The 19,749-nt window shown below is 68.2% G+C and carries 21 protein-coding genes and 1 tRNA gene; 11 read left to right on the top strand and 11 right to left on the bottom strand.

Annotated features, from left to right (window positions below; genetic code table 11):
- Positions 1–43: 43 nt before the first annotated feature.
- From JOE57_RS04855 to JOE57_RS04845, 3 genes are all read left to right on the top strand, one after another.
- A tRNA-Leu gene (locus JOE57_RS04855) sits at positions 44–116 on the top strand.
- A gap of 33 nt (positions 117–149) precedes the next feature.
- Positions 150–818, top strand: coding sequence for a Type 1 glutamine amidotransferase-like domain-containing protein (locus tag JOE57_RS04850; protein ID WP_204916656.1), 669 nt, complete (start codon positions 150–152; stop codon positions 816–818).
- Positions 819–895: 77 nt separating this feature from the next.
- On the top strand, positions 896–1,819 hold the full coding sequence (locus JOE57_RS04845; RefSeq protein ID WP_204916655.1) for an acetamidase/formamidase family protein: 924 nt from the start codon (positions 896–898) through the stop codon (positions 1,817–1,819).
- An 80-nt stretch (positions 1,820–1,899) separates the two neighbouring features.
- Here the strand turns inward: JOE57_RS04845 and JOE57_RS04840 are convergent, their stop codons facing one another.
- From JOE57_RS04840 to JOE57_RS04830, 3 genes are read right to left on the bottom strand one after another with little or no spacing between them, the layout of a single operon-like run.
- Positions 1,900–2,901, bottom strand: a complete 1,002-nt coding sequence (locus JOE57_RS04840) for a Gfo/Idh/MocA family protein (RefSeq protein WP_239578843.1) — start codon at positions 2,899–2,901, stop codon at positions 1,900–1,902.
- Positions 2,902–2,916: 15 nt separating this feature from the next.
- Complete coding sequence (locus JOE57_RS04835) at positions 2,917–3,867, bottom strand: sugar phosphate isomerase/epimerase family protein (protein WP_204916654.1); 951 nt, start codon at positions 3,865–3,867, stop codon at positions 2,917–2,919.
- Positions 3,864–4,691 carry a sugar phosphate isomerase/epimerase family protein gene (locus JOE57_RS04830; RefSeq protein WP_204916653.1) on the bottom strand — a complete coding sequence of 276 codons (828 nt, stop codon included), beginning with the start codon at positions 4,689–4,691 and terminating at the stop codon, positions 3,864–3,866. Before JOE57_RS04830 ends, JOE57_RS04835 begins: the two co-directional genes overlap by 4 nt.
- Positions 4,692–5,304: 613 nt before the next feature.
- Here JOE57_RS04830 and JOE57_RS04825 point away from each other — a divergent pair.
- The 5 genes from JOE57_RS04825 to JOE57_RS04805 all read left to right on the top strand — a co-directional run bounded on the left by JOE57_RS04825 (position 5,305) and on the right by JOE57_RS04805 (position 11,007).
- Entirely contained in the window at positions 5,305–6,456 is a 1,152-nt protein-coding gene (locus tag JOE57_RS04825; protein ID WP_204916652.1) for a Gfo/Idh/MocA family protein, read from the top strand.
- A complete protein-coding gene (locus tag JOE57_RS04820; protein ID WP_338041158.1) occupies positions 6,453–7,628 on the top strand; it encodes a dihydrodipicolinate synthase family protein in 1,176 nt (391 codons plus the stop codon). Before JOE57_RS04825 ends, JOE57_RS04820 begins: the two co-directional genes overlap by 4 nt.
- Positions 7,625–8,533, top strand: a complete 909-nt coding sequence (locus JOE57_RS04815; protein ID WP_338041157.1) for a sugar phosphate isomerase/epimerase family protein — start codon at positions 7,625–7,627, stop codon at positions 8,531–8,533. Before JOE57_RS04820 ends, JOE57_RS04815 begins: the two co-directional genes overlap by 4 nt.
- Positions 8,534–8,655: 122 nt before the next feature.
- A complete protein-coding gene (locus JOE57_RS04810) occupies positions 8,656–9,522 on the top strand; it encodes a Bax inhibitor-1/YccA family protein (RefSeq protein ID WP_204916651.1) in 867 nt (288 codons plus the stop codon).
- Positions 9,523–9,636: 114 nt separating this feature from the next.
- Positions 9,637–11,007 (top strand): cystathionine beta-synthase, encoded by a 1,371-nt coding sequence (locus JOE57_RS04805; RefSeq protein WP_204916650.1) that lies wholly within the window; start codon positions 9,637–9,639, stop codon positions 11,005–11,007.
- A gap of 128 nt (positions 11,008–11,135) precedes the next feature.
- On the opposite strand, the gene JOE57_RS04800 is transcribed toward JOE57_RS04805, so the two are convergent.
- Positions 11,136–11,813 (bottom strand): NUDIX hydrolase, encoded by a 678-nt coding sequence (locus JOE57_RS04800; protein ID WP_204916649.1) that lies wholly within the window; start codon positions 11,811–11,813, stop codon positions 11,136–11,138.
- An 84-nt stretch (positions 11,814–11,897) separates the two neighbouring features.
- On the opposite strand from JOE57_RS04800, the gene JOE57_RS04795 reads away from it, so the two are divergent.
- On the top strand, positions 11,898–12,455 hold the full coding sequence (locus JOE57_RS04795) for a hypothetical protein (RefSeq protein WP_204916648.1): 558 nt from the start codon (positions 11,898–11,900) through the stop codon (positions 12,453–12,455).
- Position 12,456: 1 nt separating this feature from the next.
- Here the strand turns inward: JOE57_RS04795 and JOE57_RS04790 are convergent, their stop codons facing one another.
- On the bottom strand, positions 12,457–12,732 hold the full coding sequence (locus JOE57_RS04790) for a hypothetical protein (protein ID WP_204916647.1): 276 nt from the start codon (positions 12,730–12,732) through the stop codon (positions 12,457–12,459).
- Positions 12,733–12,909: 177 nt separating this feature from the next.
- Here JOE57_RS04790 and JOE57_RS04785 point away from each other — a divergent pair, with 177 nt between their 5' ends.
- Together JOE57_RS04785 and JOE57_RS04780 are read left to right on the top strand one after the other, a co-directional pair.
- Positions 12,910–13,275, top strand: coding sequence for a hypothetical protein (locus tag JOE57_RS04785; RefSeq protein WP_204916646.1), 366 nt, complete (start codon positions 12,910–12,912; stop codon positions 13,273–13,275).
- Positions 13,268–13,708, top strand: a complete 441-nt coding sequence (locus tag JOE57_RS04780; protein ID WP_204916645.1) for a hypothetical protein — start codon at positions 13,268–13,270, stop codon at positions 13,706–13,708. Before JOE57_RS04785 ends, JOE57_RS04780 begins: the two co-directional genes overlap by 8 nt.
- Here the strand turns inward: JOE57_RS04780 and JOE57_RS04775 are convergent.
- From JOE57_RS04775 to JOE57_RS04750, 6 genes are all read right to left on the bottom strand, one after another.
- Positions 13,705–14,871, bottom strand: coding sequence for an AAA family ATPase (locus JOE57_RS04775; RefSeq protein ID WP_204916644.1), 1,167 nt, complete (start codon positions 14,869–14,871; stop codon positions 13,705–13,707). The genes JOE57_RS04780 and JOE57_RS04775 overlap by 4 nt on opposite strands.
- 149 nt (positions 14,872–15,020) lie before the next feature.
- A complete protein-coding gene (locus JOE57_RS04770) occupies positions 15,021–16,046 on the bottom strand; it encodes a LacI family DNA-binding transcriptional regulator (protein WP_204916643.1) in 1,026 nt (341 codons plus the stop codon).
- A 3-nt stretch (positions 16,047–16,049) separates the two neighbouring features.
- Positions 16,050–17,141, bottom strand: a complete 1,092-nt coding sequence (locus JOE57_RS04765; protein ID WP_204916642.1) for a glycoside hydrolase family 172 protein — start codon at positions 17,139–17,141, stop codon at positions 16,050–16,052.
- A gap of 362 nt (positions 17,142–17,503) precedes the next feature.
- Positions 17,504–17,806, bottom strand: a complete 303-nt coding sequence (locus JOE57_RS04760) for a GNAT family N-acetyltransferase (protein ID WP_204916641.1) — start codon at positions 17,804–17,806, stop codon at positions 17,504–17,506.
- 33 nt (positions 17,807–17,839) lie between these two features.
- Positions 17,840–18,469: an FMN reductase gene (locus JOE57_RS04755; protein ID WP_204916640.1), complete on the bottom strand. Its 630-nt coding sequence runs from the start codon at positions 18,467–18,469 to the stop codon at positions 17,840–17,842.
- A complete protein-coding gene (locus JOE57_RS04750; RefSeq protein WP_204916639.1) occupies positions 18,466–19,596 on the bottom strand; it encodes an LLM class flavin-dependent oxidoreductase in 1,131 nt (376 codons plus the stop codon). Before JOE57_RS04750 ends, JOE57_RS04755 begins: the two co-directional genes overlap by 4 nt.
- Between the last annotated feature and the right edge of the window lie 153 nt (positions 19,597–19,749).

Here is a 19,749-nt window from a genome sequence, read left to right as displayed (position 1 = left end):
TGCCACCGGGCGAGCCGAATCCCTGCGGCTAGGATCGTCGCTGGCCCCCGTAGCCCAATGGCAGAGGCAGACGGCTTAAACCCGTCCCAGTGTGGGTTCGAATCCCATCGGGGGCACCTCGGGTGATCGGCGGATGCGAGGATAACCCGGTGCCTGGCACCCTCTATCTCACCGGCGGCGGGTCTCCTGACGACGAAGCCCTGGTCTGGAACGAGATGCTGCGGCGAGACCCGCGCATCCTGTACTGGCCGTTCGCGCTCAGCGGGCGGATGCTGGAAGGCGCCGAGGCGTGGCTGCGTGACCAGCTCGCCCGCCGGTCGTCGGGTGCCGATCTGGTGACCTGGCCCAGTCTCGAGAGCCACAGCGTGGACGAGCTCACCACGTTCGACCTGCTCTTCGTCGGCGGCGGGAACACCTTCGGTCTGCTCGACCACCTGGACCGCCACGACTTCGTCGAAGCGGTCCGACGCTTCGTCGAGGACGGTGGCAGCTACTACGGTGGCAGCGCCGGAGCGATTCTCGCCTGCGACTCGATCGCCATAGCCGAGATGCATGACACCAACGACGTCGGCCTCACCAGGCTGGACGGCCTCGGCCTGCTTCCGGGCCCAGCGCTGCTCCCGCATTATGGGCCGCAGCATGAAACCGCAGCCCAGGCATGGTGCCGCAGCCATGGCGGTCGCGTCCTGGGTGTGCCGGAACGGTCTGGCATTGTGGTGACCGACAAGGACGTCCGCGTCGTCGGCCGCGAGGAAGTGTGGATTCTCGACGGCTTACAGGCGCAGTCCTGCCAGCCCGGCGACAGGTTGTCGCTCTGACCAGGGCGGCGCCCCGGGTCTTGCCGACCGATTTGCGCCTGCCACGAAGATCACCAACCGAAGGAGATGACGCGCTGATGGCCACCCACCGGCTGCCCGCCACCGCAGACACGACCGTTGACGTCTTCTCTCGTGATCATGGACCGGTGCTGACCGTCGAGCCCGGTGACCGGCTGATCGTGGAGTCGCTGGACGCCTCCGGCCACCTGCATCGGCAGACCTACCCCGGGGAGGACCAGCCCAAGATGTTCGCGGACAAGCGCGGGCACTGCCTGACCGGCCCTATTGCGGTGCGCGGGGCTCGCCCCGGCGACATGCTGTCGCTCGAGATGGTGGATCTGAGTCCCGGCTCGTGGGGATGGACTTCGGCCGCCGCGGCTGACACGCCGGTGACCCGGCGGCTCGGCCTGACCGACGCGTCACCGGCTTGGCTGCTCTGGGAGCTCGACGCGCAGACCGGGATCGGCACGACGGACCGCGGCTTTACCCGCGCACTGGCCCCCTTCCTGGGCGTCGTGGGGGTGGCTCCGCTGACACCGGGCGAACATTCGACCATTCCGCCTCGGGCCGATGCCGGCGGCAACATCGACTGTCGGGAGCTGGTGGCCGGGGCCACCCTCTTCCTGCCGGTCAATGTCGAGGACGCACTGCTCTATCTCGGTGATGGTCATGCCGCTCAAGGCGACGGCGAGGTCGGTGGCACCGCCATCGAGTGTCCGATGACCAGCGAGATCGTTGTTGACCTGGTCTCCGACCGCGTGCTGCCGTCGATTCACGCCGAGACGCCGAGCGGCCGGATCACGTTCGGCTTCGACGCCGATCTGAATGTGGCGATGGGGGAGGCGCTCGACGCGATGGTCGGCTGGATGCAACGGTTGTTCGAGCTCGACAAGGCGACGGCTCTCGCCCTGGCCAGCACCTGCGTCGATCTGCGCATCACGCAGATCGCCAACCAGACCTGGGGTGTGCACGCCGTGCTGGCTGACGGCACGATTACCTGACCTTGGTCGCCGGACGCTCAGCACAGCTGCTGCGGCTTGCCGTCCCCGTCAGCTGAACAGGCACTGACGACGCGTACTCCTTAGCGAAAGCCGAAGTTCGGGTAGGACTGGTCGTAGACGTCCTTGAGGATCCGCAACGACTTGCCGGCCTCGCGCGGGCTGATCCAGAACGGGTTCGGATCGTCCAGCTGTTCATAGAAGTCGTTGATCAGCAGTTCATGCGAGACGCCCCAGTAGGCGCGACCGCCCGACTCAGCCAGCCGCTCGGACACCACCTCGACGTCGCCGTTCAGGTGGGTGATCGTCAGGTCGCCCCGCAGGCTGAGGGTGGCCTTCTCGGTGGCGATGTCCACCGTGATCGGCGAGTTCACCGCGTTCGCGAGCGTGGCATAGAAAACGCTCTGGACGCCGTTGACATGCTTCAGCACGATCTCCGCGGTGTCCTCGACCTCGATCACCTCGGCCAACGCGTGCGTGGCAGCGTGACCGCGGACCTCGGTGACATCGCCCACCAGCCACTGCAGCAGGTCGAGGGTGTGGATCGCCTGGTTGATCAGCAGGCCGCCGCCGCTCGTCTCCCACCGGCCGCGCCAGTCCCGGCTGCGGTAGTAGTCGGCCGTACGGTGCCAGATGACCGTGGCCGAGGCGCCGATCACCTGGCCGACGTCACCCGAGTCGAGTCGTTCGCGGAGCGCCTGAACCGCCGCGTTGTAACGGTTCTGGAAGCAGACGGCGATCTTGGCCGAGGTCTGCTCAGCCACCGCGATCAACCGGTCACCCTCGGCCATGGTGTGCGCCAGCGGCTTCTCCATGATCACGTTCACCCCCGCCTCGAGGCAGTCGACCGCGACCGGGACGTGCTGGTGATGGGGTGTGCAGATGTGTACGGCATCGGGGGAGATCGCAGTGATCATCTCCCGGTGATCACCGAAGCCGGGGACCCCGTAGGCCGCCGAGGAGGCCGCGCGACGCTCGGGATCGGTGTCGACCACCGCCACCAGGTCGATTGCGGGGTTTTTCGCGATGGCTTCGAAGTGGACGCTCGACACGTCTCCACAACCAACGACTGCCGCTGTCGGCATCAGTGCTCTCCTTGGTCAGATCTGGGCGAAAGCCAGTGCCTGCTTGGCCCAGGCGTACGAGGTCTGGTGCGAGTCGTAGCGCGAGTCGACACTCGGCTCGTCGATCTCGATCATGAAGTCGCCGTCGTAGTCCTCGGGCATGGCGGCCACTACAGCGTCGAAGTCAACCACACCGAGGCCGGGCTCGGCCCACAGCCTCTTGGTGGCGGTGACCTCGCGGTAGCCCATCCCGACCCGTGACGCCGGATCCAGGTAGTCAGCGAAGACATCCTTGATGTGGATACCACCGATCCGGTCGGCGTAGCGACGGATCAAGGCGGCCGGATCGGCGCCGGCCCAGCGGAGGTGCCCGGTGTCCGGCCCGAAGCCGATGACGTCTTTGCCCAGGGTGTCCAGCAGCCGCACGACCTCGTCCTCGGTCTCGAACACCCCACCGATGTGGGAGTGGTGCAGCGGGCGCAGGCCCTCGGCCTGCAGCACCTGACAGACGAGGCCGACGTTCTCGATCGCCAGCTTGAGCCGGTCCTCATCGAAGTCCGCCCCCACCGCCGGCTGCTGCATCCGAGCCGGCACCGCCATCGACGAGATCATCGTCCGGTCCAGTCCGAGCGCCACCTGGTCGGCGGCGAAGGCCTTGGCGCGCTCGATCTCATCCTTGATGTCGATCGTCTCGTCGAAAGGCGAGCTGAACAGGCTCAGCGACGGCGCCAGCCCGAAGCTGCTGATCCAGTCACGATATTCGGAGACGGGCATGCCGGCCGGTACGTCGGCCTTGACCGCCGTGAAGCCGATCTCGGCGAAGTCGGCGAAGGCCTGCTCGAACACCTCTTTCGACTTGTCCACCTTCCCATCGCGAATCCAGTACGGAATGGGGTTGGCCGCCACCCGTGGCCGACGAGGCGGCACCGTCGTTGAGGTGCCTGCCGCAACGCTCGAGTGCTCGGCGTTCAGATGTTCTGTGCTCATACGAAGTCGATCTTCTCCCTGCTGAGGATGTCGGTGAAGGCCTGCCAGGCCTCGGTGAACAGCTCCGGCCCGGAGAAGCCGCCCAGGCTGTGGACGTTGCTGAGGTGCGGCTCGAGGGAGAAGAACCCGTCGAAGCCGTCCTCGCGGAGCGCCCGGATCGTCTCCACCACCTCACCGTCCCCTCGTCCAGCCGGGACCACCTCGCCGCTTTCCAGCAGCGCATCCTTGATCTGGACGTACTCCAGGTGCGGTCGGAGCAGCCGGTAGGCCTCGGTGAACGGGCGGACGCCGACCTGGACGAAGTTCGCCGCGTCCCAGGCAACCCGCAGATGAGGCGATCCGACCGACTCGATGATGTCGAGGCAGCGGCTCGGGATGTCGCCATAGATCTCCTTCTCGTTCTCATGCAGCATGACCACGTCGTACTCCGCAGCCACCGCGGCCAGCGCTGACATCCGCCTCATCACCTCGTCCCGAACCGAGTCCGGGTCGGTGCCGGGGCGGAGGAAGAACGAGAAGATCCGGATGTACGGCGCGTCAAAGAACCGGGCCACCTCGGCGGCGTGCCGAGCTCGCTCGAGATGGGCGTCGAACTCTTCGTCGATGAAGATCTTGCCGATCGGGGACCCGATGCTGGAGACGCTCAGGTCATGACTGGCCAGGATCTCGCGCGCCTGTCGCAGTTGCCGCTCGGAGAGATCGAGGATGTTGGTGTCCCAGGCGCTACGGAACTCGAGGTACCTCAGACCCAGCTTCTCGACGACTGAGCACTGCTCCTCGAAGTCGGGGGAGATCTCGTCAGAGAAACCTGACAGGGTCCACATGGATGCTCCTCGGGGGGGGTCGGGCGGCTGCGGTCCATTCAGCCAGCCCGCCGGACACGCTGGCAACCGATTGCCACAAGTTGCCGCCGGGGGAGGGTTCCTGGACGCAGTCCGGGGGAATCGAGCGCCGCGAAAGTCATCAGTACGCGAGTTCTCGTACGCGGAGCTGGCCCGATCCCCGGCGAAAAGTCATCAGAACGCGGGTTCTCGAAGAGGATCCGGCCCGATCCCCGCCAGAAGTCATCAGAACGCGAGTTCTCGAAGCGGAGCTGGCCGGATCCTCGCGAAAAGTCATCAGAACGCGACTTCTCGACCCAGATCCGGCCCGAGCCCCGCGAAAAGTCGCGTTCTGACGACTTCTCGACCCAGATCCCGCCAGGACACCTCCGAAAACTCGCGTTCTGACGACTTTTCGACCAACCGGCCAGGGGAGCGTTCGACGAGGACCACCTGGCCCGCCCTCCACGCCGTTCGGACACTTTTGGTGCCCGTCGGGGGCCGATGCATCTTGCCAACGACACCTCAGTGGCTCTAGAGTATGGGCAAGCGCTTTCCGATCCAGGACCTCGACACGCCGACCAGCCGGCCCGCGCGACTCACAGGAAGAAGATCCATGCCAGTTCGAACCATCAGAATCATCATGAACGGTGTCACCGGCCGGATGGGTTATCGCCAGCATCTGGTCCGTTCCATTCTCGCGATTCGCGATGAGGGCGGCGTCGTCCTGCGCGACGGAAGCCGGCTGCAGGTGGAGCCGATTCTGGTCGGTCGGAGCGAGGAGAAACTGGCCCGGCTGGCGAAGGAACACCAGATCGCCGAGTACACGACTGACCTGGACGAGGCCCTGGCCGACGAGACGGCGGCCGTGTATTTCGATGCCCAGGTCACCACCGAGCGCAAGAAGGCGATCCTCAAGGCGATCGCTGCTGGCAAGCACATTTACACGGAGAAGCCGATCGCCGAGTCCGTTGCCGAGGGCCGCGAGCTGGCCGACGCGGCCGCCGCGGCCGGCATCATCAGTGGGGTCGTGCACGACAAGCTCTTCCTGCCCGGCCTGCTCAAGCTGAAGCGGCTGATCGACGCCGGCTTCTTCGGTCGGATCCTGTCCGTGCGTGGTGAGTTCGGCTACTGGGTCTTCGAGGGCGACCTGCAGCCGGCCCAGCGACCCAGCTGGAACTACCGCGCCGAGGACGGTGGCGGCATCCTGCTGGACATGTTCTGCCACTGGAACTATGTCCTGGAGAACCTTTTCGGCCGGGTCGAGGCCGTCACCGCGAAGGCTGTCACCCACATCCCCGAGCGCTGGGACGAGCAGGGCCGCAAGTACGCCGCGACCGCGGACGACGCCGCCTACGGGATCTTCGAGCTCGAAAACAACATCATCGCCCAGATCAACTCGTCCTGGGCGGTGCGGGTCGACCGTGGTGAGCTGGTGGAGTTCCAGGTGGACGGTACCGAGGGCTCCGCCGTGGCGGGCCTCTTCGGCTGCCGCATCCAGCACAGGGTCCGCACCCCCAAGCCGGTTTGGAACCCGGACGTGCCGACCACCGAGGACTTCCGGGCCCAGTGGGAACAGATCCCCGACAACACCGAGTTCGAGAACGGTTTCCGAGCGCAGTGGGAGCAGTACCTGGCCGACGTCGACGCCGGCGCCCGGCACCCGTACGACCTGGCTGCCGGAGTCCGGGGACTGCAACTGGTGGATGCGGGCCTGCAGTCCTCCAATGAGGGTCGCCGGGTCGCCATCGAGAGGCTGGACGCGTGACGGCAGGCATCAGCACCGGCACCTGCGACCTCCCGGCCGCCGACGGCAGCTGGCGCACCGTCGAGCTCTGCGCACCGCGTGCCTGGCAGGACCACCCCCAGCCCTACACCTCCAGGGTGGCCTTCGCCGCGGCCCATGTCGTCGCCGACCCGCTGGGGGAGAACGTGCCGGGTGCGCCAGCGGCGGTGGACTGGGAGACCACGCTGGCCTTCCGCCGCCACCTGTTCCGCTACGGTCTGGGCGTTGCCGAGGCGATGGACACCGCCCAGCGCAATATGGGCATCGACTGGCCCGCTGTCCAGGAGCTGATCACCCGCAGCGCGGCGCAGGCGCGCGAGTTCGGGGCCCGGATCGCCTCCGGAGCGGGCACCGATCACCGGCTGGTGCTGAGCACCGTCGCCGAGGTGGCCGAGGCCTACCTGGAGCAGGTCGAGTTCGTCGAAGGCGCCGGATCACAGGTGATCGTGATGGCGTCGCGACACCTGGCCGCGGTGGCTCGCAGCGCCGAGGACTACCTGAGCGTCTACGACACGGTCCTCGGACAGGTCCGCGAACCGGTCATCCTGCACTGGCTGGGGGAGGCTTTCGATCCCCAGCTGAGCGGGTACTGGGGGTCGGCTGACGTGGACACCGCCACCGCGACCTTCCTCGGGCTGGTCCGGCAGCACGCCGACAAGATCGACGGGGTGAAGGTCTCGCTGCTGTCCGCCGACCACGAGAAGGGCCTGCGGGCGGCGCTGCCGGCCGGTGTCCGGCTCTACACCGGAGACGACTTCAACTACCCGGAGCTCATCCGCGGTGACGGCTCGGTGCACTCCGATGCGCTGCTCGGGGCGTTCGCGGCGATCGCCCCGGCGGCGTCGGCGGCCCTCTCGGCGCTCGATGACGGTGACCTCGACCGCTACGACGCCGAGATCAACCCGACCGTCGCGCTGTCCCGGCACATCTTCGCCAGGCCGACCTTCTACTACAAGACGGGTATCGCCTTCGTCTCCTGGCTGTCCGGTCTGCAGCCCGGGTTCACCATGATCGGTGGCCTGCAGTCGGCCCGCTCGGTCGTGCACCTGGCCCGCATCTTCGAGCTGGCCAACGAGGCCCGGCTGCTGCCCGACCCCGAGCTGGCGGCGCATAGGCTCGGGCTGGTGCTGGCCGCCGCAGGAGTCTCGCGGTGACCCAGCAGCCCGAGCTCGACATCCCGAGCGGCGCACCGGCCAGGATCGCCACCCCGGGACCGGGTGACGCCCGGCTGGCGCGGCTGTCGCTCAACCAGCGCACCACGGCGCACTGGTCCCTGCGTGAGGCCATCGAAGGGTCGGTGGCCGCCGGGCTGACCTCGATCGGGCTCTGGCGCGAGCCGGTGGCCGAGGTAGGACTGGCGACCGCGGTGCAGTGGGTGCGCGACGCCGGGCTGCGGGTCTCCTCGCTCTGCCGGGGCGGATTCTTCACCGCCAGCGCGGAGGTGGCGGTGAAGGAGGCGTACGAGTCGAACCTCGCCGCGATCGACGAGACGGCCGCCCTCGGAGCCCGCACGCTGGTGCTGGTGCCCGGCGGGCTGCCGGAGGGCGACCGGGACCTGGTGGCCGCCCGTGACCGGGCCGTCCGGGCGATCGAGCGCCTCGTCCCGTACGCCCACGAACACGGGGTGAACCTCGGCATCGAGCCGATGAACCCGATCTACGCCGCCGACCGCGGCGTGATCTCGACCCTGGCCCAGGCGCTGGACATCGCCGAACGGTTCGACCCCGCCGACGTCGGGGTGGTGGTGGACACCTTCCACCTGTGGTGGGAGCCGGGTGTCGCCGAGCAGATCGCCCGGGCGGGACAACGGATCGTCAGCTACCAAATCTGCGACTGGATCACCCCGTTGCCCGCTGACACGCTGCTCTCGCGCGGCATGATGGGCGACGGCCACATCGACTTCGCCGCCTTCAGCTCCGCGGTCGCAGCGGCCGGCTACACCGGCGATGTCGAGGTGGAGATCTTCAACGCCGACGTGTGGGGCGCGCCCGGCGACCAGACCCTGGCCACGATGGCCCGACGTTATGTGGAGCTGGTCGAGCCCTACCTCCACGTCTAGCTGCTCGGCCCCGCTGTTGCTTCTTAGGCGTTTCACAGCGGGAAGAAATCCATGCAGGACCGGTGTTCTATACACTGGGTCTCCGTGCACCGGAGGGTGCAGGACCATCAGGAGGAACTCAGATGCTTCGCAGTTCGAACCCGATCCTTTCCAAGAAGGACGCGTTCACGCCCGCGTCGCCCCAATATGGCAATCCCTACGGCCAGGGCCAGGCGGGCTTCCAGGGTCAGGCCGGCTACCAGGCCTACCCTCAGCAGGGATACCAGCAGAACCCGTACGGCCAGCCGATGCCGCAGGCGCAGCCCCAGGCACCCGAGGGCCGGATGTCCTTCGACGACGTCGTCACCAAGACGGCCGTCACGATGGCGATCCTGATCGGCACCGCGGCCCTGTCCTGGGTGTTCATGCCGCCGCAGCTCTACTTCCCGGCGATGGTCACCTCCGGCCTCGTCGGCTTCATCGTCGTCATGCTGGTGGCGTTCAGGCGCCGGGTGTCGCCGCCGCTGGTGCTGTTCTACGCCGCGCTTGAGGGCGTCTTCATCGGCATGCTGAGCAAGGTCTTCGAGATGGCCTACCCGGGCATCGTGATGCAGGCCGTGGTCGGCACGTTCGCCGCAGCCGGGGTGACGCTCGCCGCCTACAAGTTCTTCAACATCCGGGTCACGCCGAAGTTCCGCAAGGTCGTCTTCATCGCGACCATCGCCTTCGCGGTCGCCCTGCTGGCGAACTTCCTGCTGTCGCTGGCCGGTGTGAACCTCGGCCTGCGCTCCGGCGTCACCGGCGGCGTCAGCCTGCTTGCGGTCGGCGTGTCTCTCCTGGGCGCGGTGCTGGCCACCTTGAACCTGGTCCTCGACTTCGACTACATCGAGCGCGGTGTCGCGATGGGCGCGCCGGCGAGCGAGTCCTGGCGTGGAGCGTTCGGCCTGACAGTCACCATGGTCTGGCTGTATGTTGAGATTCTTCGACTGCTGTCCTACCTGCGTCGATAGACCCCACCGGCACCTGCCGGACCACTGATTTGAGAGCCGCTTCTCCGACGGGAGTTGCGGCTCTCGCCATTCACCCCCCGGGAGACTTCCCGCCGGCAGGTTAGAGTCGGGCCTGTGCAGTATGTGAACTCACTCATCGACCTGGTCGGCAACACCCCGTTGCTCAGGCTCAAGGCGGTCACCGGCGGAGCCAAACCGCTGATCCTGGCGAAGGTGGAGTATCTCAACCCGGGTGGCTCGGTGAAGGACCGGATCGCGGTCAAGATGATCGAGGCCGCCGAACGTGAGGGCAAGCTGCGTCCGGGCGGCACCATCGTCGAACCGACCAGCGGCAACACCGGCGTCGGGCTGGCCATGGTGGCCCAGGCGAAGGGCTACCGGTGCGTCTTCGTCTGCCCGGACAAGGTGAGCGAGGACAAGCGCAATGTGCTCGCCGCCTACGGCGCCGAGGTGGTGGTGTGCCCGACCGCAGTCGAGCCGGAGCACCCCAACTCGTACTACTCGACCTCGGACCGGCTGGTCCGCGAGATCGAGGGCGCCTGGAAGCCGGACCAGTACAGCAACCCGAACAACCCGGCCAGCCACTACGAGTCCACCGGTCCGGAGATCTGGAAGCAGACCGACGGCCAGGTCACGCACTTCGTCGCCGGCATCGGCACCGGGGGCACGATCACCGGCACCGGGCGGTACCTGAAGGAGGTGTCCGGCGGCCGGGTCCAGGTGGTCGGGGCCGACCCGACCGGTTCGGTCTACTCGGGTGGGGACGGCCGGCCCTATCTGGTCGAGGGCGTGGGCGAAGACTTCTGGCCGGCGAACTACGACCGAACCATCTGCGACCGGATCATCGAGGTCTCCGACGCCGACTCGTTCGCGATGACCCGCCGGCTGGCCCGCGAGGAGGCGCTGCTGGTCGGCGGCTCGTCCGGGATGGCGGCCGCTGCGGCGATCCGGCTGGCGCAGGAGCTGGACGACCCGGAGGCGGTCATCGTGGTGCTGCTGCCGGACTCCGGGCGGGGCTATCTCACCAAGGTGTTCAGTGACGAGTGGCTGACCCGCTACGGGTTCGCACCGCGGCCGGACCAGTCGGTGCGCGTGCTCGGTGATGTCCTGCGGGAGAAGTCGGGCGACCTGCCGTCGCTGGTGCACACGCATCCGAACGAGACGGTGGCCGAGGCGATCCAGATCCTTCGCGAGTTTGGGGTGTCACAGATGCCCGTGGTGCGGGCCGAACCGCCGGTGATGGCGGCGGAGGTCGTCGGGTCGGTGAGCGACCGTGGCCTGCTGGGAGCGCTGTTCACCCACTCGACGCGTCCCGCCGCCGCGATCGAGTCGGTGATGGAGCCGCCGCTGCCGATGCTCGGAGCGACCGAGTCGGTGGCGAAGGCGGTCGAGGCACTGGTCGACGCCGATGCCCTGCTGGTGCTGGACGATGGCCGGCCGACCGGCATCGTCACCCGTCAGGACCTGCTCGGCGACATCAATTGAGCGGCCTCGACGAGGAGAAGCCCTGAAAACCTGGTGCTCGTTGAGCCTGGTCCGGCGAGTCCAGGCCTGACGGCTGACCCGCGATCCCCACGGGATCCAGGTTTTCAGGGTCGGAGCGCCGGAACCCCTCAATCGAGCTCCGCTTCGAGGAGACGCCGCCAGCCGACCGTCCAGTTCACCGAGCGCCATTGGGCCAACGGCAGCCAGCGCGCGGACTCGGTGGTGCCGCCCACGTCCGCGACGACCGGCTCTGTCGGCAGGTCGCAGCTGGCGCGGTAGATGAGCCGTACGGCATGGAAGTCCTCCACCGTTCCGTCGGGTGCCCGGCCGACCCAGTGCGAGGTCTGGATCTGGCGGAGCTCGCCCAGTGACACCTGCTGACCCGTCTCCTCAGCCACCTCCCGCAACACCGACTCGGTCGGGGTTTCACCCGGGTCCATCCCGCCACCGGGAAGCCCCCACCGTCCCGGCACCGCAGTACGGTCGGAGAACTCGGTGGCGAGCAGGCCGCGCTCGGAGCGCACCAGCACATAGGCGGCGACGCGTTGCCGGACCCGGGGGACCTCGCCCGGGCGCAGCAGCAGCCCGCTGTCTCGGCCACGCTCGGCCTGCTGCGGGGGGAGGTGGTCCTGGACCGGCTCCACCAGCAGGCTGAGCGTGATCTCGTCCTCGACCAGGGCCGCCTCCAGCGGGCGCAACACCGCATAGCCACGGTGATGGCTCGCGACATAGGGATCGGCGCCGTGTTCGAGCAGATAGTCGAGCACCGGCGCCCCCGACGGTTCGGTCAGCCCGAGGATGCGCATCCGCCCATCATGACCGATCGGTCGTCTTTCTTCGAGGCGGACTTTCGTCCTCTACGCTGACCGCAGAGCGGACGAATGGCGGTCATGGTGCACAGACGGGGACTCATCCTCAGCGTTGTCGGCGTGCTCCTGGTCGGTCTTGTCCTCGGCTTGGTGGCGCTGTTCAACTGGCGGACCGGCCGGCGGCCCAACCTCGGACAGGGACCGCTGGCCGGTGCGTACCTCACCCGCCCCACGGCGGAGGAGCAGAGCCAGACCTGCCCAGGAGTCGGCGGAGGGCAGCCCGTGGTTCGCCTGACGGCTCCGCCCATTGTCGACACCCTGACCATCTGCATCCCCGACCCGCAGGACCCCGAGGCCAACGCGTTCGACGGGCCGTTGGTGCCGCGGACGATCAGCCGTGGCGACTCCGCCGAGGTCGCCCGCGCCCTGGACCGGTGGGCAGCCGCCTGGGCGGGGCCCGATGAGCTGCCGTGGAGGTTCCAGTCGGTGGCCTGCACCGAAGAGTTCCGGCTGAACCCCAGCTTCGCGATCACCGCGGCGGGTGTGACGGTCCGTCCGGTCGGCCCCTACACCGCCTGCCGACGCCCGACCGCGGAGGCCGACGTCGCGTTCGCCGCCGTGCTGGCCCTGGTCAGGTGAGTCACCACCAGAGCCGGGACTGCTCGCTGCCGTCGCTGTAGCGGACGGTGAATCCCGGCGGTGACCAGGACCAGCCGTAGCCGGTGACGACGGCACCGCCGGAGCCGGCCGAACCGCGCGGCGCGACGGTCAACATCCGGTGGCAGCCACCGACCAGGTAGGTGCCGCCGGCCAGCAGGGCACCGATCACCGCCACCGCGACGGCAACACGAACCAGGGTGGTCCGGTCCAATCGGAAGCTGCGGCGATAGGCGAGAGTGGGTGCTGCTGCGGTCATGCCGAGAAGACTCGTCGAGCCCGGCTGTTGATACATCGGCCTGGCGACGGATCCGAACTCATCCTGCAGACGTAGTCCATGCCGAGGGTGGGGCTGGCGGGTGGTGCGCACGCCCGGCACCGGTCCGCTCGCAGGAGGTGCACTACCGTTGGCGCAGGCCGAGCAGGGAGGAGCGACATGGTCGACTGGCTGGCTTATCTGGTGATCGGCGTCGCCCTGGCGTGCGCGGTGTGGGGCGTCGTCACCGCCGTTGCCGACAAGGCGCCCGGCAATGCACAGATCTACGCCGCGGCCGCACTGGAGCTGGTCGTGCTGGCGCAGTCGGTGACAGGCATCGTCCGGCTGGTCCTGGGCCCGCGTCCGGACGAAGTCGCGACCACGGTCGGCTACCTGGTCGGGATCATCCTGCTGGTGCCTATTGCCGTGTTCTGGGCGCTGTCGGAGCGCAACCGGTTCTCCGGACTGGTGATGTCGGTGGCCGCGGTCGCGGTGGCGGCGATGACGCTCCGGCTGTTCACGTTGTGGAGTACGGCCGGTGCCTGAGACGTCACCCGCTGGGTCCAGGCCACGACGCACCAGCTCCGGTCCGGGCCGGATCCTGGTCGCCGTCTACGGCCTCTTCGCCCTATCGGCCAGCGCCCGGGCCGGGGTGCAGCTGGCGACCCAATTCCAGGAGGCGCCGCTGGCCTATCTGCTGTCGGCGTTCGCCGGGCTGGTCTACATCGTGGCCACGGTGACACTGGCGATCGGCACCCCCAGGGCACGCCGGATCGCCTGGGTCGCGGTCGGGGTCGAGCTCGTCGGTGTCCTGACGGTCGGCTCGCTGAGCATCGTCGACGCGGCCGCTTTTCCACGCGCGACGGTCTGGTCTGCGTACGGGATCGGCTACGGGTTCGTCCCGCTGGTCCTGCCGCTGCTCGGCCTGCTGTGGCTGTGGCGAACCAGGCCCGGAGAGCACGCGTCGTCCCCTCGCTAGCGCCGGCCCCAGTTCCACGCCGGTCCGTCGAGCCTTCCCAGGTCGGCGATCCTGGTCTCGCCGAGGTCCTTGACCAGCTCGAGGACCCTGCTGTCGGTTCCTTTCCGCAGCTCCGCGATCAACGCGGCGGCATGCGACACGACGATCACCTGGCTGCGCCTAGACGCCTGGCTGATCAGCCGACCGAGCGGGGCCAACAGCTCCGGGTGCAGGCTGGTCTCCGGCTCGTTCAGCACCATCAACTCGGGTGGTCGGGGGGTCAACAGTGCGGCGACCAGCAGCAGATAGCGCAAGGTGCCGTCGGACAGTTCGGCGCCCATTAGCGGGCGCAGCAGGCCAGGCTGTTGGAAGGCGACGTCGAAGCGACCCGCGGACTGGGAGACGCTGAGCTGCGCACCGGGGAAGGCGTCGTCGACCGCCCGCTGCAGGGCGTCGGCATTGCCGACCTCGATGATCGTCTGCAGGGCGGCGGCCAGGTCGCTGCCGTCGTGATCGAGCACCAGCGTCCGAGTGCCGACCTGCGGCTGCCGGGCGGGCGCATCGACGTCGGTGCGGAAGCTGTCGTAGAACCGCCAAGACCTGACCGTCTCCCGGAGTGTCCACAGCTCGGGGGCCCGCTGCGGGTCGGCAAACTCGGCCAGCACGCTGTGATACGTCGGCAGACCGGTGGCCAGCTGCTCCCAGCCGCCTTCCGGCCCACGCAGCTGAGCCGCCTGCCTGGTGCGCTGCACCAGCACCCCACTGGGCCGCATCACCGGCCCGTCCCAGACGACCTCGCGCTTGATCTCCGGATCCTGGTTGAACGCCGAGCGGTCGCTGCGTTGCGGGATGCCGAGATCGACCAGGTAACCGAACTGGTCGGAGGAGAAGCCCAGCTGCAGGGTGATTGGTCCGCTCCGTACGGTGCCCTGCACTGGCTGCTCGCCTCGTCGCATCGCACCGCTGATCGACTCCGGGCCGGCCCACAGCACCGACTCCAGGCCACCCTCGCGAGCCAGCGAACCGATCACCCGCCCCTGCGCGCAGTCGGCGAGCAGGTGCAGGGCGCGGTAGAGGCTCGACTTCCCGGTGCCGTTGGCACCCGTCACCACATTGAGTGGACCGAGTGGCACCCGCAGGTCGCGCAGCGAGCGGTAGTTGGTGACCGCGATGGTCGTCAGCATGACGGCTCCGTCCAGGTATCCGGCTCGAGCAAGACGACCTCAGCCTCGGAGTGAGCCGCCGGCCACCCATGGGCGGAGGGTGTGATGAAGCTCCCGAACCGCAGCTCAGGTCCGCAGTCGGCCACGCCTCGGCCCTTCTAGTTGACGTGTCAACTGGTGCTCGGGACGGTGTCGGCCGAGCGGTGTGGCTTCCGTCGACGGCAGCTCTGCCGGACGATCAGCTCCGTGCCGAACAACACCTGCTGGGGTTCAGTCGGCCCCTCCTTGCGGATCCGCTGCACCAGGATGCGCGCCGCCTCGGCGCCGATGTCGTACGCGGGCTGCGCGACCACGGTGATGGTGGGGTGGATCAGGGACGCCCAGGGGGCGTCGTCGAAGGTGACCAGCCCGATGTCGCGCCCGACCCGGAGTCGGCGTCGCTTGAGCTCGGCCAGCGCTCCGAGTGCAAGCATGGAGTTGGCCACGAAGAGTGAGTCGGGGGGCGCCGCGGCGTCGAACAATGCCTGCACCGCCTGCTGGCCGCCCTCGGCCTGGAAACGTACATGCTGGACGATCTCGTCCAGGCCGAGGCGCCGCACCACCGACTGATACCCCAGGTGCCGTTCTTCGGCCGTCTCCGCGTCAGCCGGGCCGGTGATGCAGGCTGGCCGCTGCCAGCCTCGCCGCAGCAGCTGCTCCGTGGCCGCGACCGCACCCTGTACCGAGTCGGCGCGGACGGTGTCGACGCTGACGCCCAGGCCACGGTCGACGGCGACCAGCGGGATGTTGCTGGCGAGCAGTCTGGAGACGTCAGACGTGGTTGCACGCGGCGACAGGATCACCCCGGCGGCACGCTCCTGCTCCGCGACTCCCAGGTAGCGGGCCTCCTTGTCGATGTCCTCGTCGGAGTTGCAGAGCAGCACCGAGAACCCGGACTCCTGCGCCACGTCCTCGACCCCACGGGCGAGTGCGGTGAAGAAGGGGTTGTTGATGTCGGTGATGATCAGCGCCCAGACCTGGGTGCCCTGGCGACGCAGGTTCCGGGCCACCGCGTTGGGCCGGTATCCGAGCCGCTCTGCCGCCTCCCTGACGCGCGCGGCCAGGGCCGGGTCGACCTTCTCGTTGTTGTTGAGGGTGCGGGAGACGGTGGCGGCCGAGACCCTCGCCGCGGTGGCGACGTCGGTGATCTTCACCATGTGTCAGCTCGGCCGTCGGGGGTCTCCGGGGATCGCGAGTTCGTCCGGCCCGGGCAGCTCCGGCCGGGTCGTCGTTGGCCGGTCCAGATAGAACAGCGCTGTTGAGGCGATGTCATCGTGCAAGGGGTTGTAGCGGCCGCCCGACTTCCAGCCCAGCGCCTGGATGTCGACGGTGAGGTCCTGGTGGAAGTGGATCGGGTCCGGTACGTGCCAGCGATACATCCCGAACCGCTGCTGGCTGTTGTAGAGCCCATCGGGCCGCAGCACCTGAGGCATGCCGAGGTAGGGCGTGCTGAACTCCGTGTAACCACGGCCGGGTACGTCGAAGTTCCAGGCGCCGCCGAAGTAGTCCTCGGTGCCGGTCCCGGCGATGGTCGGGAACTTGTCGTCACCGTCGAGGTAGAACTTGATCTCGCCCTCGCCCCACCAACCGGGGGAGTTGACGGCCCAGGCGAGGTAGGTGCCGACGTAGTGGCCCTTGCCGACGACCCCGGTCAGGATGGGATGCGTCTGCAGCTCGGGCAGCGGATTGCTGCGCCGGTACTGCGCGTGCAGGTAACCGGAGTCGGAGACATCTACGCCTGTCTCGAAGGTCACCTGGTAGTAGACGGTGGCGACCTCACCGGTGAGGTTCTCGATCGTCAGCCGGGCGCCGGAGTCGAACGGCATCGGCCAGTAGGAGTTGAAGCCGCCGTTGGGGTTGACGGCGATCATGGCGGAGCTGACCTGGGCGAACTGACCCCAGCCCATGGCGAAGAAGTCCCCCAGCGGCACCTCGATGGCCGGCTCATCGGCGCCGTCCCAGTAGGCCCGCAGCACCAGCGTCCGCCAGTGGTCGCGATGGGTGGTGAGCCAGAGATGCGTGATGCGGGCCGGGCCGGCGATGTAGGCCAGCTCGTGCGTCTGGCCGCCCTGGATGTCGACCGAGGGCGACACCTTCCAGCCGACGCCCAGGTCACGTGCACAGCGTGCCCCGGTCCCCTCGGTGGCTCTGCCACCGCCGCCCTTCGCGCCGTCGAAGTTCTCGGGACTGATCGACCAGGTCTGCACCTCCCGCAGCCGGGAGATGTCATGGTTGCTCGCGAACGTGCTCATGCACTCACTTCTTTCCGATCCTGGTGGTCCGGGCAGCGGCAGTCGCCCGTCACCCTACCGACCGAGAAATCGATGACACAAGGGTGCTGAGGTCGCGCCCCCTGAGCCCGTCGAGTTGCGCCCTCTGAGCCGGCCCCGAGCACCGCGCTCTGAGTCGGCCCACTACGCGCTCTGAGCCGGCCGAGTACGCGCTCTGAGCCTGTCGAGTACGCGCTCTGAGCCGGCCGAGTACGCGCTCTGAGCCTGTCGAAGAGCGGGAGGGCGCCTAATCCCGGTACGCGCTCTGAGCCTGTCGAAGAGCGAAAGGTCGCCCTTCGACAGGCTCAGGGCGCGGGACAGGCTCAGGGCGCGGGATCGGGCGCTCAGCTGGTGCGTGCAGCGGCACCGTAGAGCAGGTCGGCGTAATCGGGGTGCCGGTCGATCCAACCCTTGATGAACGGGCACGTCGCCAGCACCTTCCGCTCGCCTCGGCGGCGGACATCATCCAGCGCTGTCCTGGCCAGGGCGCTCCCGACGCCGTTGCCCTCGAAGGCCGGATCCACCTCAGTGTGCGAGAAGACGATCAGATCCGTGGCCAGCTGGTATTCGGCGAACCCTGCCAGCTGGTCACCGATTCTGGCCTCGAAGCGGGTGCGTTCCGGGTTGTCGACGATGGTCGGCTGCATGGGGGTCTCCTGTCGGGGGTGGGCGATCACGGGTCAGGCACTCTGCCGTTGGCCGTCGAACAGCAGCTGTTCGAACGGGACTGGGATGTCGTACGGGTCATCGGTGGTCGCGGGGGCGTGTCGGGCGATCGAGCCGGCGAGCTCGGCGGCGGCCCGCTCGATCCGGGTGGTGAGCTGACCGTCACCGGCGGCGCCCCAATCATGGGTGGCAGCGTAGACGGCGGTCGGCACCGGTGCGGCGCGCAGGTGGGCGAACAGCGGCCGCAGCGCGAACTCGAGGGCGAGCGAATGCCGCTCCGTCCCGCCTGTCGCCGCCATCAGCACCGGCGTACCGTCCATCACACCCGGCTCGAGCACGTCGAAGAAGCTCTTGAACAGCCCGCTGTACGAGGCGCTGAAGATCGGCGTCACCGCGATCACACCGTCGGCGCGGCTGACCAGCTCGAGTGCTGTCCGCAACCCTGCCGCCGGAAAACCGGTCAGCAGGTGGTCGGTGAGCTGGTGGGCGAGATCACGCAGCTCGATGACGTCAACCTGCAGGTCGACACCGTCGGCGGCCAGTGCGCGCTGGGTCGCCGAGGCCAGCCGGTCGGCGAGCAGCCGGGTGGAGGAGGGCTGGGAGAGTCCGGCTGAGACCACCACGAGCTGCTTCGTCGAGGTCATCGCAGACCTCCAGCCGCCACCGTCTCGGGTCCAGGGACGTCGCCGACACCGGCCGCGCGCTGGGCGCTCAACAGGCCCGCATGGGTCGGACCGTCGGGCACATGGGCTGGGCGCAGCGCATCCAGCTCCTTGCGCAGCACCGGCACCACCTCGCCGCCCAGCAGGTCGAGCTGCTCGAGCACCGTCTTCAGCGGCAGGCCGGCGTGGTCCATCAGGAACAGCTGGCGTTGGTAGTCACCGAACGACTCCCTGAAGGCGAGCGTCTTCTCGATCACCTGCTGGGGGCTGCCGACGGTCAACGGGGTCTGCTGCATGAAGTCCTCAAGCGACGGGCCGTGACCGTACACCGGCGCATTGTCGAAGTAGGGACGGAACTCGGCGACGGCATCCTGGGAGCTTCGGCGCATGAAGACCTGGCCACCGAGGCCGACAATGGCCTGGTCGGCGGCGCCGTGCCCATAGTGCTCGAACCGGGTCCGGTAGTGGTTGACCAGCCGGATGAAGTGTTCCTTCGGCCAGAAGATGTGGTTGGCGAAGAAACCGTCGCCGTAGTAGGCCGCCTGCTCGGCGATCTCTGGACTGCGGATCGAGCCATGCCAGACGAACGGAGGCACACCGTCCAAGGGGCGCGGGGTCGAGGTGAAACCTTGCAGGGGTGTCCGGAAGCGGCCCTCCCAGTCGACAATGTCTTCGCGCCAGAGTCTGTGCAGCAGGTGGTAGTTCTCGATCGCCAGCGGGATGCCTTCGCGGATGTCCTTGCCGAACCACGGGTAGACCGGGCCGGTATTGCCACGACCCATCATCACGTCGACGCGTCCGTCCGCCAGGTGCTGCAGCATGGCGAAGTCCTCGGCGATCTTCACCGGGTCGTTGGTGGTGATCAGCGTCGTCGCCGTGGACAGGATCAGCTTCTCGGTCCGGGCGGCCAGGTAGCCCAGCATGGTGGTCGGGGAGGACGGAACGAACGGAGGGTTGTGGTGTTCGCCGGTGGCGAAGACGTCGAGTCCGACCTCTTCGGCCTTCAGGGCGATCGCCACCATGGCCTTGATTCGCTCCGCCTCGCTGGGAGTCTTCCGAGTGGTCGGGTCGGTGGTGACGTCTCCGACGCTGAAGATCCCGAACTGCATGGCGCTGCTCCTGGTGGAATAGTTGATGATTCAATCGATCTACCCGCTGGAACAGTGGGCGGACGCTGGGTATTCCCGCCGACCAGTCTCGCCCATACGGGGGGCGGCCACCGTCGACGGTTATGCTCCATGGCACGCTCGCCCGGTCCCGGG

The organism is Microlunatus panaciterrae (genome assembly GCF_016907535.1).
Lineage (GTDB): Bacteria > Actinomycetota > Actinomycetes > Propionibacteriales > Propionibacteriaceae > Microlunatus > Microlunatus panaciterrae.
The sequence above is the reverse complement of the archived record's forward strand: the minus strand, read 5'-3'. Positions and strand labels throughout refer to the sequence as shown.

Bases quoted from the DNA above. Each gene is read 5' to 3' on its own strand.
- JOE57_RS04760 (WP_204916641.1), bottom strand. From the start codon at position 17,806: ATGCAGCCGACCATCGTCGACAACCCGGAACGCACCCGCTTCGAGGCC.
- JOE57_RS04770 (WP_204916643.1), bottom strand. From the start codon at position 16,046: ATGGTGAAGATCACCGACGTCGCCACCGCGGCGAGGGTCTCGGCCGCC.
- JOE57_RS04790 (WP_204916647.1), bottom strand. From the start codon at position 12,732: ATGACCGCAGCAGCACCCACTCTCGCCTATCGCCGCAGCTTCCGATTG.
- JOE57_RS04800 (WP_204916649.1), bottom strand. From the start codon at position 11,813: ATGCGCATCCTCGGGCTGACCGAACCGTCGGGGGCGCCGGTGCTCGAC.
- JOE57_RS04775 (WP_204916644.1), bottom strand. From the start codon at position 14,871: ATGCTGACGACCATCGCGGTCACCAACTACCGCTCGCTGCGCGACCTG.
- JOE57_RS04825 (WP_204916652.1), top strand. From the start codon at position 5,305: ATGCCAGTTCGAACCATCAGAATCATCATGAACGGTGTCACCGGCCGG.
- JOE57_RS04765 (WP_204916642.1), bottom strand. From the start codon at position 17,141: ATGAGCACGTTCGCGAGCAACCATGACATCTCCCGGCTGCGGGAGGTG.
- JOE57_RS04785 (WP_204916646.1), top strand. From the start codon at position 12,910: ATGGTCGACTGGCTGGCTTATCTGGTGATCGGCGTCGCCCTGGCGTGC.
- JOE57_RS04845 (WP_204916655.1), top strand. From the start codon at position 896: ATGGCCACCCACCGGCTGCCCGCCACCGCAGACACGACCGTTGACGTC.
- JOE57_RS04750 (WP_204916639.1), bottom strand. From the start codon at position 19,596: ATGCAGTTCGGGATCTTCAGCGTCGGAGACGTCACCACCGACCCGACC.
- JOE57_RS04840 (WP_239578843.1), bottom strand. From the start codon at position 2,901: ATGCCGACAGCGGCAGTCGTTGGTTGTGGAGACGTGTCGAGCGTCCAC.
- JOE57_RS04810 (WP_204916651.1), top strand. From the start codon at position 8,656: ATGCTTCGCAGTTCGAACCCGATCCTTTCCAAGAAGGACGCGTTCACG.
- JOE57_RS04835 (WP_204916654.1), bottom strand. From the start codon at position 3,867: ATGAGCACAGAACATCTGAACGCCGAGCACTCGAGCGTTGCGGCAGGC.
- JOE57_RS04755 (WP_204916640.1), bottom strand. From the start codon at position 18,469: ATGACCTCGACGAAGCAGCTCGTGGTGGTCTCAGCCGGACTCTCCCAG.
- JOE57_RS04795 (WP_204916648.1), top strand. From the start codon at position 11,898: ATGGTGCACAGACGGGGACTCATCCTCAGCGTTGTCGGCGTGCTCCTG.
- JOE57_RS04830 (WP_204916653.1), bottom strand. From the start codon at position 4,691: ATGTGGACCCTGTCAGGTTTCTCTGACGAGATCTCCCCCGACTTCGAG.